Below are 12727 nucleotides of genomic sequence, written 5' to 3'. Positions count from 1 at the left end.
GGCTGGAAACTGCCATAAATGCGCTTCATACTTGCGAACGGATCAAACAGCATGCCGATTTGCGGCCCAAGACAAGAATAAAGGTGATCGATCATGGCTTCCGACCGTCAGAACCTGCAGGATGCATTCCTCAATCATGTGCGCAAAACCAAGGTGCCGGTCACGGTGTTCTTGATCAACGGCGTGAAGTTGCAAGGCGTGATCACATGGTTCGACAATTTTTGTGTGCTGCTGCGCCGCGACGGGCAATCGCAACTGGTCTATAAACACGCGATCTCGACGATTATGCCGTCGCAACCGATCAGCCTTTATGAGGGCGAAGACGCCAATTGATGGAACATCAGCAGGAGGCCACCCGCGCATGGGTGCTGCATCCTGATTTAAAATCCGAACAGTCTGCGCGCGCTCCGGCGCGGGCGTTGGAAGAGGCGGTGTCGCTGGCCGCTGCCCTGCCGCATCTCGAGGTGGTGGGCGCCGATGTTGTGCGCATTGCAAAACCGCATCCGGGTCATTTGTTTGGCACCGGCAAGATGGACGAGCTCAAAGCGGTATTTGCCGCCGAAGAGGTCGATCTGGTGCTGGTGGACGGGCCGGTGACTCCGGTGCAGCAACGCAATCTGGAAAAAGCGTGGGGCGTCAAGCTCTTGGATCGCACGGGGCTGATCTTGGAGATTTTCTCGGACCGCGCGCGCACCCGTGAGGGTGTGTTGCAGGTCGATATGGCGGCGCTGAGCTACCAGCGCACGCGGCTGGTGCGGGCATGGACCCACCTCGAGCGCCAACGCGGCGGGCTCGGGTTTGTCGGCGGTCCTGGCGAGACGCAGATCGAGGCCGACCGCCGCGCCATTGACGAGCAATTGGTCCGCATCCGCAAGCAATTGTCGAAGGTCGTGAAAACCCGCGAATTGCACCGCGCGGCGCGGGCCAAGATCCCCTTTCCGATCGTCGCGTTGGTGGGCTATACAAACGCCGGAAAATCCACGCTTTTCAATCGTTTGACCGGCGCCGATGTCTTGGTCAAGGATATGCTTTTTGCCACGCTTGACCCGACCATGCGGCGCATTCAATTGCCCGAAGGCGGCCCCGAGGTGATCCTTTCCGATACGGTGGGCTTTATCTCTGATCTGCCAACCGAATTGGTTGCGGCCTTTCGCGCCACGCTCGAAGAGGTGCTGGGCGCCAACTTGATCTTGCATGTGCGCGATATTTCGCATCCTGAAACCGGCGAGCAAGCGCGCAATGTGCATCAGATCTTGAATGATCTGAAGCTCGATGAGAGCATTCCGATGCTGGAGGTTTGGAACAAGATTGATCTATTGCCGGACGACGAGCGCGAAGCGACGGTGACCCGCGCCGCGCGTGCCGAGGGCATCCATGCGATTTCGGCGGTCAGCGGCGAGGGCATCAGCGGGCTGTTGGAAGCGATTGCCGAAAAGCTCGAACTGGCCAAACATGCGACAACGCTCAGCTTGCCGTTTTCCGACGGGCGCAAACGCGCGTGGCTTTTCGCGCAAGAGGTGGTCGAGGCCGAGCGGCAAACCGAAGAGGGGTTCGAGCTTGATCTGCTCTGGACCAACCGTCAAGAAAAGCGGTTTCGCGAGCTTTAGCGCGCTGGACCGATTGGTCTAACGCGCAGCGCCCTTTTATTTCAATGCCTTACCTTGGCGCGATCCGCGTGATGCCGGTCGCCGCCGCGCGGGCCAGATCGGTATCCAAGGACATCGGTATATATTCCCCGCGCCGCCAAAGCTGTGCCAGATCGTCATAATGACGGCTCAGGAAATGCCCTGATTGCCCCGTCGACAGCACAAAGACCGAACTGTCGGGATCGGCAAAATCATAAACCCCGCGATAGCCCGCGCCATGCACATTCTCAAAGGGCGCTTTGGCCTCGCCCGAGGTCAACCCGCGCATCAAGGTGTTGTCGCCGCCTGAGGTGCTTTGGCGGATGTTGACGAAATAGCGCAAAAGCGGCACCTCGCCGAGCACCTGATGATCATGGGTCGCCTGATGCGCATCGCCCCAGCGCAGGCTTTCAAGCTGTGTGCCGTAGCGCTCGGAAATCCAGATCAAAGCATCATCCAGCGCCAGCCGCGCGATCTCGGGGCAGGTCTCCACCGGCGTGCTTTGCGCCACATCGCACCACGCGCTTGCCCCGTCGATGTCGCGAAACACCCGCTCCAAAAACAGCGGCTCGACATGGGTGTATTCATTGGCCAAGGGGCCAAGGTCGTCCTTGATCAGCCGTGCTTGCAACATGCGCACCCAAGCCGCATAGATCAGCGGTTCGGGCATATGCTCGTTCATCTCGCCGTTCCAATTGGCCAAAAGCGCCAAGGCACGTTGGCGCAAACGTTCCGGCGTGCCGGCAGGGGCGGCCTCGCCCGTATACCAAAGATCGGCGCCAATCAAAGGCAGAACCGCGCGCGCTGAAAAGCTCACACTGTCGAGTTGCGCTTCGATGAAGCTATCGCGGGTATGGATTTCGCGGCTTTTCATCAACCGCTCGAGCCGCCGGATCCGCTGTGTGTCGCCCCAATCAAAGCTGACATGCATGGGGAAGGGGCGATCGACGGTTTTGTTGTTGGTATTGCCCAAAAGCCCGCCTTGCGGGGCAATGAACGAGGGGTTTGCGCTGCGCGGCAATAGGCCTTGCCATTGGTTTTGCGCGATCCATCCGCGCGTGGGCAGGCGGCCTTGGCTTTGGTGCTGCGCATCGCGGCGCGGCATGGCGCCGGTGGTGACCATCGCGATGTCTTGGCGGTCGGCCAGAACCACGTTCAATGAGGGCGCGATCATCGGCGCGGTGGCGGCAATGGCCGCGCGTACGGATTTGGCGCGCATCAACCCGATCACCGCATCCATCGTCGTGTCATTCCCGCTCAGCGCGGTCCAGTTCAGGCTCACCACATGACCGGCGGGGGTGATGGTGCCAAGTTGGAATTCGCTGGCGGGCAGCACGGTGCCATTGGCCGTCCAACGCAAGGTGACGGTGACGGGGGCGGCGTCTTTGATCTCGATGATGCTCTTGCGGGTCTCGAAGGGCGAAAATCCGCTCTGCGTCCTGTATTCATTAGGGTTTTGGGGATTGATCTCTTCGATGTGGAGGTCTTGGTCATCAAGGTAGGACACTGTTAATCCCCACCCCAAATCGGCGCTGCGCCCCGTGAGCACCGCCGGAATTCCGGGAATGGTGCCGCCGATGACGCCGCCGCTGGCCAGTTCGAGCCGCGCCAGATACCAGATCGAGGGTGCGGAAAAGCCAAGATGCGGATCGGCGGCCAAAAGCGTGCCGCCCGCCGCCGAACGCGCGGGGGCGGCGGCAAAGGCGTTGGAGGCGCCGGCAAAGACCGGAGCGAAAAAGGGCGAGAGTGGACCGATCGGTCTAGAGGCGGAATATGCTGCGGTTTGCATCGGGGCGGCGCCGCGCGGCAAAAGCGCGGCATAGTCCGGCAGGCTTGCGATCCCCGCGCCAGGGGCGTCGGGCAAGATGTCCTTGATCCGCGCCGGATCGGCCAATTGCAAAGAGGTGCGGGCGCGCAGGACCTCGCGCTGTAGATGGCCGGTGGTTTGCAGCGCCATGAGTTTGACCATCGCCACGGAATCGGCAGGCCCCCATGGCGCGACAGGGGCGGAGAACAGGAACATTTCAGGCGCACCGCGGCCCAAAGCATCGCGGTTGATTTCCTCAAGCCGTGCGTTCACACCGGCGGCATAGGCCTCAAGCGCGGCGCGCGTCTCGGGGCGCAGATCGGGCACGGAGGCGCGCGAAAGCCCGTAGAGGTCGAGGCGGCGCATCAATTTATCGATCTGCAACGTGCGCATGCCGAACATCTCGGACAAACGGCCCTGCACCGTGCGGCGCATCACGACCATTTGCCACAACCGGTCCTGCGCATGGGCATAGCCGAGGCCGAAAAAGCTGTCGGTATCGGTTTGGCCAAGGATATGCGGCACATTGGCGTGATCGCGCACGATCTCCAAAGGTGCGGCAAGATATTGAGACGTAAAGCTTTTATTGTATTCCGGCAGGCTGCGCGAGGCGAGGTAATAGACCGACAGAACCACCAGAAGAGACAGCAAGATCAGCGTGCCTGCGATCCGAAGGAGCCATCGAAGAAGCGTTGCCATTGGGTGTTGTCCTGTTTTTGTCTTGATCTGTGCGCGTCACGGTTTCACAACCTTTTAGACAGGATCAACGCAAGGGGAAAGTCGATGACGAAATGTGCATTTTTGGGGCTTGGCGTGATGGGCTACCCGATGGCGGGGCATTTGCAAAAGGCGGGCCATGAGGTCACAGTCTATAACCGCACGCAGCGCAAGGCGACCGATTGGTCTAGTGCCTATGGCGGGGCCGATGCACCGACCCCGCGCGCGGCGGCGCAGGGGGCGCAGTTCGTGATGGCTTGCGTGGGCAATGATGATGATTTGCGCGCGGTCTGTTTGGGCGAGCAGGGCGCCTTTGCGGGGATGCAGGCGGGGGCGATCTTTGTCGATCACACCACGGTGTCGGCCAAGGTGACCGCCGAGCTTTATGCGGCGGCGAAGGAAAAAGGCATAGATTTCATCGATGCGCCGGTGTCGGGCGGTCAGGCAGGGGCCGAGAACGGCGCGCTGTCGGTGATGTGCGGCGGCGATGCCGCGCCCTTTGCAAAGGCCGAACCGGTGATTGCCGCCTATGCGAAAATCTGCAAACGATTGGGCGAGAGCGGCGCGGGGCAGATGACCAAAATGTGCAACCAGATTGCGATTGCGGGGCTGGTGCAGGGGCTGTCCGAAGCCTTGCATTTCGCCCAGAAAGCCGGTTTGGACGGGCGTAAGGTGGTCGAAGTGATCTCGCAAGGCGCGGCGGGCAGTTGGCAGATGCAAAACCGCTATGAGACGATGCTGGACGGTGAGTTCGAACACGGGTTCGCGGTGGATTGGATGCGCAAGGATCTTGGAATTTGCCTGTCTACGGGGGACGAGATCGGCGCAAGCCTGCCCGTGACGGCTTTGGTGGATCAGTTCTACAAAGACGTGCAGCGCATGGGCGGCGGGCGCTATGATACATCGAGCCTGATCAAACGGCTGAGCGATACAGGCGAATAGACTGATCGGTCTAGCTGGCTAAGCTGTTGTTAAATTGAAAAAGACCGGCCTTTGAAGGCCGGTCTTTTGCGTTATTTTGATGCCTTCGGCGAGGATATTTGGCGAACCTGCAAAGCGTCAGGCGAGGGCGGCGTCGAGGGCTTTGCCGAGGTTCTCGTCGATTTTCTCCAAGAACCCCATGGTGGTGAGCCATTTTTGATCCGGCCCGACCAAGAGGGCGAGATCTTTGGTCATGAAACCGCTCTCGACGGTTTCGACCACCACGCGCTCCAAGGTTTCGGCAAAGGTTTTGAGCGCCGCGTTGTCGTCGAGCTTGGCGCGGTGCTTGAGCCCGCCGGTCCACGCGTAGATCGAGGCGATGGAGTTGGTCGAGGTGGCCTCGCCCTTTTGGTGCTGTCGGTAGTGGCGGGTGACGGTGCCATGGGCGGCTTCGGCCTCCACGATTTTGCCATCCGGCGTCATGAGTTGCGAGGCCATGAGACCCAGCGAGCCAAAACCTTGGGCCACCGTATCGGATTGCACATCGCCGTCGTAGTTCTTGCAGGCCCAAACAAAACCGCCGTTCCATTTCATACAGCAGGCGACCATATCGTCGATCAGCCGGTGCTCATACCAGATGCCGGCTTTTTTGAAGGCCTCTTCGAATTCTTGCTCATAGATCTCTTGGAAGATCTGCAAGAACTGCCCATCGTATTGTTTCAAAATGGTATTTTTGGTCGACAGATAGACCGGCCAGCCCATCATCAAGCCGTAGTTCAAGGACGCGCGGGCGAAATCGCGGATCGAGGCGTCAAGGTTATACATGCCCATGAAAACCCCCGAGGAGGGCGCATCATAGACATCGCGCTCGATCACAGTGCCGTCCTCGCCGACGAATTTCATCGTCAGCTTGCCCGCGGCGGGGAATTTGAAATCGCTGGCTTTATATTGATCGCCAAAGGCATGACGGCCGATGACGATGGGTTTGGTCCATCCAGGCACGAGGCGGGGCACATTGCGGCAAATGATCGGTTGGCGAAAGACCACACCGCCGAGGATGTTGCGGATGGTGCCATTGGGCGAGGGCCACATTTTCTTGAGGCCGAATTCCTCGACGCGGGCCTCGTCCGGCGTGATGGTGGCGCATTTGACGCCGACGCCACGCGCCTTGATCGCCTCGGCGGCGTCGATCGTGATTTGATCGCCAGTCTCGTCGCGCGCCTCCATCCCCAGATCGTAGTATTCCAGATCGACATCCAGATAGGGCAGGATCAGCTTGTCCTTGATGAATTGCCACATGATGCGGGTCATTTCATCGCCGTCGAGTTCGACAACGGGGTTCTCTACTTTGATCTTTGACATATGAGCGATCCTTCCCAGATTTCGCGGGCCGTGGCCGCGTTTACGCTAACGCATGTGCCGCATTTGGGGAAGCTAGCGGGCAAACCTATACAGAATGTGTAGATTCAGGCGGCGCGCGCCTCAATGCTGTTCATCCGCAGCATGGTGACAAATCCGCAGATCGACATGGCGCTCACCCCGAGGATCAAAGGCATGGGCGTGCCGTCGAAAAGTTGCCCGACGGCGGCGCCGCAAACCGCCCCGCCAAGGGTCGAGACCGCGCCGATGATGGAGGAGCCAAGCCCCGCGATATGGCCAAGAGGCCCCATCGCCAGCGCGTTGAGATTGCCCAAGGTCAGACCCATTTGGAAAAACACAATGGATTGCCACGCAAGATAGGCCGCAAAGAGCGCGCCAAGTGCGGGGCCGGAGGCGTAAAAGGCCAGCATCAGCGCGCTGGCGAGGATCATCGCCGCCAAGACGCCGGTGACCATGCGCCACATGCCAAAGCGCACCACAAGCGCGGCGTTGAGCATATTGGCAGCCGCAACGCAAAGCGCCATGGCAAAGAACCAAAAGGTGAAGGAAGTGGATTTTTCGAATGTTAAATCAAAGATTTGCTGGATCATTGTGATAGATGAAAACAGCATGGCAAAACACATGGTTTGCACCAATATGGATTGGCGCACCATGGGGATCGAAAGCATCTCGCGCGTGGCTGTGGCAAGCTGGCGCAAGTTCAGCGGGCGGCGGCGGGCCTTGGGCAAAGGCTCGTCAAGGCGCAGCCCCATCCACAGCACCGAGATCAGCGAAAAGGCGATAAAGGCGAGGAAAATGCCGCGCCATCCGGTCACGGCCATAATCCCAAGGCCGATCATCGGGGCGACCGCGGGTATCATGGTGAACACCATCATGACAAAGGACATCAAACGCGCCATTTCGCGGCCCGAATACAGATCACGGATTACCGCCAGCGAGATGGTGCGCGGACCGGCGGCGCCGAGGCCTTGCAAGAACCGTGCGGCGATCATCATTTCGATGGTGGGGGCAAAATAGCTCAGCGCCGCCCCCAAAATATAGAGCGCCGCCGTCGCGATGATCATCGGCTTGCGCCCGAAGCTGTCGGACAAAGGGCCGGTGAACAACGTGCCAATGCCCATGCCGATGACAAAAGCGGCGATGATGAATTGTGCTTGGTTGATATGATCTGGGGTCAACTCGCGGGCGATCTGCGGCAAGGCGGGCAGCATCGAATCGACCGAAAAGGCGACGGTCGCCACCATCATGGCCATCAGGGCGATAAATTCGGCGCGCGATGTCAGTTTGGGGATCATAGGGGCTCCGGCGGTTTGCCTCTATGGGCCTAACACTTGCTGCGGCGCGGCGCCAGAGGGCGCGCCTGCCATTGCTCTGTGCGAAAATCCACAGACTGGCGTCGTGCATATCGTGTGTGGACCAATTGGTCTAGTCGCCAGATTTAGGCGTCATGCGAGGGCGCATCATTTGCGTTATCGGCCTTGGGGTCCGTTGGTTTGCGGCGGTTGTGATGACCATGACCCAGTTGCGCGACCAACCATTCGGTGTGTTCCTCGCGCTTGCGGGCAGCAAAGGCTCCGAATTGCTGCAGCGCGACGGCAAAGACGCCCAGCCCGAGAAAGATGAACACGGTTGTGCCGATTTTCCCAAGCGCCGTGGCGGGCACGATGGAGCCATATCCAACGGTCGAGAGCGTCACCACGGTAAAGAAATAACTGTCGAGCCATGACCAGCCCTCGACATGACGAAAGAATACGGTGCCGCCCGCCACGATCACCATCACAGTGGCAAACAGGGCAAAAGCGTTGAATATCCGCATCTTACGCCTCCTGCTGCGCGGCGATATCCTCCATCACCTGCGTCCAAAGCGCGGTTGGCTGAGCGCCGGGGACGGCGTGTTGGCTGGCGATGATATGCGTGGGGACCGAATTCACCCCCATGTTGCGAAATTGTGTCTCGCGTTCGGTTAGTTCGGCGCGATCCGCATCAGAATCCAGAAGCCGCAACACCAGCGAGGCGTCGATGCCAACGCTATCGGCGATATCGGCCAGAACATCCGCCTGCCCGATGTCGCGGCCTTGTTGGAAATAGGCGGCAAAGAGGCGCGAGACAACGGCGGTTTGTTTGCCCTCTACCTTCGCCCAATGGATCAGCCGATGCGCATCAAATGTATTGGGCGTGCGGGTGATGGCGCCAAAGTCGATCTCCAAACCGATGCTTTGCGCATGTTCGGCGATCTTGCCGTAAACCTCAATCGCGCCTTCCTTACCGCCGAATTTCGCCTCCAGATAGGCGCGCCGGTCCATGCCTTCGGGCGGCATTTCGGGGTTGAGCTGGAAGGGATGCCATTCGATCACAAAGGGGTGGTCGGGGCGCGCTTCGAGGGCGCGATCAAGCTGCGCCTTGCCGATAAAGCACCACGGGCAGATCGGATCAGAGATAATATCGAGCTTGACCATAGGGCCTCCTTTTGCACCCATCCTTGGTAAGGGCCGCGCGCTCAAAGGGGAAGAGGCAATTGCCGCGCAAGGATTTGCAAACAGGGCGCGCCGCAGGTTTGCAAAGTCACGCGCCGCGCAGGCGCGCTTCGTGTTCACTCTTGAGCGCGCGGCGCGACAGTTTGCCATTGGGGTTGAGCGGCAGATGCGGCAGGCGGATATAGGCGCGCGGCTGTTTGTAGCGCGCCAGACGCGTGGCGGCAAAGGCGCCGAGCGCCTCTTCGTCAAGTTCTTCGTCACTGGTGTAGAAGGCCATGATCACGCTGGCGCCCTGTTTGACCTCGATGTCGATCACGCCGACCTCGTGGATTTGTGGGTGGGGCAAGAGCGCCGCTTCGACCTCCAGCGGCGAGACGCGAAACCCGCCCGCATTCATCATATCATCAAGACGGCCAAGATAGGAAATCTCTGAGTTCTCATCCATAACGCCTTGATCTCCGGTCATAAACCAGTCGCCCGCGTATTTCGCGGCGGTCTCGTCCTCGGCGCCGAAATAGCCAAGCATGAGCCCCATATCAGAGCGGTGCACAGCGATGGTTCCGGCGCTGCCGCGCGGGACGATATCGCCGGTCTCGGCGTCGATCAGGGCGACTCGCCGGCCGGTTTGCGGGCGTCCGATCGCGCCGTCATGCGCGGGGGCGCTTGGGCTGGACGAGATAAAGGTCGAGCATTCGGACATCCCATAGGCCTCGTAGATTTGCCCGCCGGTGGCGCTGTGCCATGCGGCCCTGAGCGGGGCGGAGAGCTTTTCTCCGGCGGCCAGACCGTGCCGTAGATCCGGCAGGTCGGGGAAATCGGGATGGTTTAACATCTTGCGATAAACCCCTGGTGCAGCGGCAAAAATGCTGGCCTTATGTTCGCGCAAGAGATCGGGCAGGGTGGCGGGATCGGTGCCCTCGGCGGGGATCAATGCCGTCGCGCCAAGGCTCCACGGATCCATCAATCCGGTGCCAAGGGTAAAGGTCCAGTTGAACCCGCCCGCATGGAGCAAGCGGTCCGAGGCGCGCAGCCCATACCAGCCCTCATGCATCATCCGGCGCGCCCAAATCGCGCGGTGCGCATGGCAGACGGCGCGCGGCTGACCGGAGGTGCCGGAGGTGTAGACGATATAGGCCAAGCGTTCGGGATCACCCATATCAAAATCGGCGGGCGGCAGGGCGTGCATTTGTTTCAATTCGGCCTGCCCGATCTGATGGCAGCCGCTGTTTTCGGGCAGGGCAATGCCGTCGCTATAGAGGATGGCGGCGGGCGCAAGGCTGCTCACCATCTTGGAGACTTCGCGCGCCGTGAGCTGCGCCGATGTGGGCACGGGCACCATGCCCGCCGTGATCGCACCTAAGTAAGAGAGCGGGAAGTCAACGGTATTTCCCAGCCGCATCAATATCTTGTCACCCGACTTTAATCCGCGCGCCAGCAGGCCTGTGGCGATCCCGCGCACAGCAGATTCCAGCGCGCCATAGCTCCAGCGTTCGACATGATCAGGGTGCAAAATTTCGAGCGCGGGCTTTTCGCCCATATCGCGCGCATGGGCGAGAACATAGGCGGCAAGGTTGAACGGGGCGGGGCAAGGCGCGAAGGGGCCGGCGTCAAAAAGCGATGTCATGACATCGTTCTATGCCCTGCCTGCGGGCGAGACAAGCGCTCTAGAACCAGTTCGAGGCGCGCTGCGCTCCGCCGGAAATATCGCGGCCCAAGCCTTCGACAGTGGCGCAGCCCGCGAGGGCGGCGGCAAGCAAAATGACACTGGCTATCGATTTAAGCGGCATTGTTAATTCTCCTGATACCACCAGACTTCGGGCATGAACCACACCCCGTCCCCGTATATGGGGGTCGCGGCGGGGAAGTGAAGGTTTTTGCTATGCGCGATGCGCGAAAGGTTGAATTGGTAAAACGGGATCACATAGCGGCCGGTGGTCAGCACACGGTCGAGCGCCCGCGCGGCGGCAAGAAAATCCTCGCGTTCGGTCGCGGTCAAAAGCGCATCGATCATCGCATCGGCAGCGGGGCTTTTGAGGCCCATAAGGTTGGGCGATCCGTTGGTATCGGCGGCCTGAGAGCCCCAATAATAGCGTTGCTCATTGCCAGGGCTGAGCGAGAGATCGCGCCGGAAATAAGTCATGTCGAAATCAAACTCGGCTTGGCGCGCTTCATATTGGGCGTTGTCGATGGTTTCGATGGCGGCCGTGATGCCGAGCCGCGCAAGCGCTTGGATATAAAGATCGACAATGGCGCGGGTGTCGCCGCTGCCTTGGCGCAGAAGGATATTAAAAGACAAAGGCTTGCCGTCTTTTGTTAAAGTTCCTTCCTGCACCGTCCATCCCGCTTCTTCCAAGGCTTTCATGGCGCGCCGGATGCCTTTGCGATTGCGCGCGCTTCCATCGGAAACGGGCAGAGCATATCCCTCCAGGGCCTCCGGCGGAAGCTGATCGGCAAAGGGCATCAGCAGATCGCGGGTTTTGCCCGTGGCGGGGCCCGCTTGCATCGCCAGCTCCGAATTGGAGAAATAGGAGGTCACGCGCGGTTGCCGTCCGCCGGTGAGCGTGTCGTTGATGAACTCGAAATTGAAGGCCTGCATCAAAGCCTCGCGCAGGCGGATGTCATCAAAGGGCGGGCGGCGGGTGTTCATCACCAATCCGGTGATGCGCGAGGGTTTTTTATGCGAGATTTGCGATTGAATCACGTCGCCGCGCACGGCCGCGGGAAAATCATACTGGGTTTCCCATTTTTCGGCGTTGTCTTCGCGTAGAACCGTCAATTCGCCCGCTTTGAAGGCTTCGAACAGAACCGTGGCATCGCCGAAAAACTCGATCTGGACCTTGTCGATGTTGTTGGTCCCACGCCGCAGGGGCAGATCGCGGCCCCAATAGTCGGGGTTGCGATCGAGCGTTATCGCGCGGCCATACTCAAAGTCGTCCACCACATAGGGGCCTGATCCGATCGGCAGGCCGGTGAAGTTTGCAAAATCCACGCCATCGAACTGTGCCTTTTGCAAAATCGGACGCAGCCCCGCGATCAGCGCCAGTTCGCGGTCTTCGGTGTTAAAGGTGATGCGCAGGCTGCGCGCGCCGGTTTGGCGGATCTCTTCGGTTTGCTTTGCAAAGCCGCGATAGCGCGGGTGACCCTCGCGCCCCAGAACCTCGAAGGACCAGATCACATCCTCGACCGTGACGGGGGCGCCGTCGGAAAAACGCGCCTCCTCGCGCAGGGTGAATTCGACCCAGCGCCGATTCGGGCCGACCTCGACAGATTCGGCCAACAGACCGTACAGCGTGAAGGCTTCGTCATAGGACCGGCCCATCAAGGATTCATACCCCATAAACCGCAATTGCCACGGCGCGGTGCCCTTGAGGGTGAAGGGATTGAGGCTGTCAAAGCCGCCGGTATTGCCCGTGACAATGCGCCCGCCCTTGGGCGCATCGGGGTTGGCGTAGGGGAGAGACACAAAATCCTGTGGAAGGGCAGGGTCGCCATACATAGCTATGCCATGTTGCGGCGCGCCAAGAGAGGCGCTCGGCACGGCCGATAGGATGCACAGAGCGGCGATTTTAAGCCGCCGCAGACGGAAAAATACTGGCCTCATATGTGCAACAATCCTGCTCTGCCCTTGTTTTATTAACCGTGAACCTAACGGGGCTTTTGTGGGTTTTCAAACTTTTAGCTTGGAGAGCGGCGCGCAATTGCTTATAAAGAGGTCACTGCTCGATAGGTTTCTTGCCTGTATGAAACCTGCCTCAATAACTTAACGCCAGCTTCGTGCTGGCGTTTTTTTTTGCCTGCGCTCA

General features: G+C 59.9%; 11 protein-coding genes. 3 read left to right on the top strand and 8 right to left on the bottom strand.

What is annotated here, in order from left to right; translation table 11 throughout:
- Positions 1–93 precede the first annotated feature (93 nt).
- Together hfq and hflX are read left to right on the top strand one after the other, a co-directional pair.
- Positions 94–333, top strand: a complete 240-nt coding sequence (gene hfq / locus ABWV64_RS01355) for an RNA chaperone Hfq (RefSeq protein WP_110795071.1) — start codon at positions 94–96, stop codon at positions 331–333.
- The gene (gene hflX / locus ABWV64_RS01350) at positions 333–1607 is read left to right on the top strand and encodes a GTPase HflX (protein WP_353342467.1); all 1275 of its coding nucleotides are present in this window, start codon (positions 333–335) and stop codon (positions 1605–1607) included. The genes hfq and hflX overlap by 1 nt, the downstream gene beginning before the upstream one ends.
- 49 nt (positions 1608–1656) lie before the next feature.
- Here the strand turns inward: hflX and ABWV64_RS01345 are convergent, their stop codons facing one another.
- Positions 1657–4131 (bottom strand): penicillin acylase family protein, encoded by a 2475-nt coding sequence (locus tag ABWV64_RS01345; RefSeq protein WP_353342466.1) that lies wholly within the window; start codon positions 4129–4131, stop codon positions 1657–1659.
- Between the two features lie 84 nt (positions 4132–4215).
- On the opposite strand from ABWV64_RS01345, the gene ABWV64_RS01340 reads away from it, so the two are divergent.
- Complete coding sequence (locus ABWV64_RS01340; RefSeq protein ID WP_353342465.1) at positions 4216–5091, top strand: NAD(P)-dependent oxidoreductase; 876 nt, start codon at positions 4216–4218, stop codon at positions 5089–5091.
- A 117-nt stretch (positions 5092–5208) separates the two neighbouring features.
- On the opposite strand, the gene ABWV64_RS01335 is transcribed toward ABWV64_RS01340, so the two are convergent.
- From ABWV64_RS01335 to ABWV64_RS01305, 7 genes are all read right to left on the bottom strand, one after another.
- The gene (locus ABWV64_RS01335) at positions 5209–6432 is read right to left on the bottom strand and encodes an NADP-dependent isocitrate dehydrogenase (protein ID WP_353342463.1); all 1224 of its coding nucleotides are present in this window, start codon (positions 6430–6432) and stop codon (positions 5209–5211) included.
- A gap of 104 nt (positions 6433–6536) precedes the next feature.
- Complete coding sequence (locus ABWV64_RS01330) at positions 6537–7745, bottom strand: MFS transporter (protein WP_353342462.1); 1209 nt, start codon at positions 7743–7745, stop codon at positions 6537–6539.
- Positions 7746–7888: 143 nt separating this feature from the next.
- The gene (locus tag ABWV64_RS01325) at positions 7889–8266 is read right to left on the bottom strand and encodes a potassium channel family protein (protein ID WP_353342461.1); all 378 of its coding nucleotides are present in this window, start codon (positions 8264–8266) and stop codon (positions 7889–7891) included.
- Position 8267: 1 nt separating this feature from the next.
- Entirely contained in the window at positions 8268–8906 is a 639-nt protein-coding gene (locus tag ABWV64_RS01320) for a DsbA family oxidoreductase (protein ID WP_353342460.1), read from the bottom strand.
- Positions 8907–9012: 106 nt separating this feature from the next.
- Positions 9013–10548, bottom strand: coding sequence for a class I adenylate-forming enzyme family protein (locus tag ABWV64_RS01315; protein ID WP_353342459.1), 1536 nt, complete (start codon positions 10546–10548; stop codon positions 9013–9015).
- A gap of 40 nt (positions 10549–10588) precedes the next feature.
- Positions 10589–10711, bottom strand: coding sequence for an entericidin EcnA/B family protein (locus ABWV64_RS01310; protein WP_353342457.1), 123 nt, complete (start codon positions 10709–10711; stop codon positions 10589–10591).
- 2 nt (positions 10712–10713) lie between these two features.
- Positions 10714–12525: an extracellular solute-binding protein gene (locus ABWV64_RS01305; protein ID WP_502902582.1), complete on the bottom strand. Its 1812-nt coding sequence runs from the start codon at positions 12523–12525 to the stop codon at positions 10714–10716.
- Positions 12526–12727: the final 202 nt, after the last annotated feature.

The organism is Litorivita sp. NS0012-18 (genome assembly GCF_040371945.1).
Classification (GTDB): Bacteria; Pseudomonadota; Alphaproteobacteria; order Rhodobacterales; family Rhodobacteraceae; genus Litorivita.
The sequence above is the reverse complement of the archived record's forward strand: the minus strand, read 5'-3'. Positions and strand labels throughout refer to the sequence as shown.

Coding starts and splice junctions, on each gene's coding strand:
- hfq (WP_110795071.1), top strand. CDS start 94: ATGGCTTCCGACCGTCAGAACCTGCAGGATGCATTCCTCAATCATGTG.
- hflX (WP_353342467.1), top strand. CDS start 333: ATGGAACATCAGCAGGAGGCCACCCGCGCATGGGTGCTGCATCCTGAT.
- ABWV64_RS01345 (WP_353342466.1), bottom strand. CDS start 4,131: ATGGCAACGCTTCTTCGATGGCTCCTTCGGATCGCAGGCACGCTGATC.
- ABWV64_RS01340 (WP_353342465.1), top strand. CDS start 4,216: ATGACGAAATGTGCATTTTTGGGGCTTGGCGTGATGGGCTACCCGATG.
- ABWV64_RS01335 (WP_353342463.1), bottom strand. CDS start 6,432: ATGTCAAAGATCAAAGTAGAGAACCCCGTTGTCGAACTCGACGGCGAT.
- ABWV64_RS01330 (WP_353342462.1), bottom strand. CDS start 7,745: ATGATCCCCAAACTGACATCGCGCGCCGAATTTATCGCCCTGATGGCC.
- ABWV64_RS01325 (WP_353342461.1), bottom strand. CDS start 8,266: ATGCGGATATTCAACGCTTTTGCCCTGTTTGCCACTGTGATGGTGATC.
- ABWV64_RS01320 (WP_353342460.1), bottom strand. CDS start 8,906: ATGGTCAAGCTCGATATTATCTCTGATCCGATCTGCCCGTGGTGCTTT.
- ABWV64_RS01315 (WP_353342459.1), bottom strand. CDS start 10,548: ATGACATCGCTTTTTGACGCCGGCCCCTTCGCGCCTTGCCCCGCCCCG.
- ABWV64_RS01310 (WP_353342457.1), bottom strand. CDS start 10,711: ATGCCGCTTAAATCGATAGCCAGTGTCATTTTGCTTGCCGCCGCCCTC.
- ABWV64_RS01305 (WP_502902582.1), bottom strand. CDS start 12,525: ATGAGGCCAGTATTTTTCCGTCTGCGGCGGCTTAAAATCGCCGCTCTG.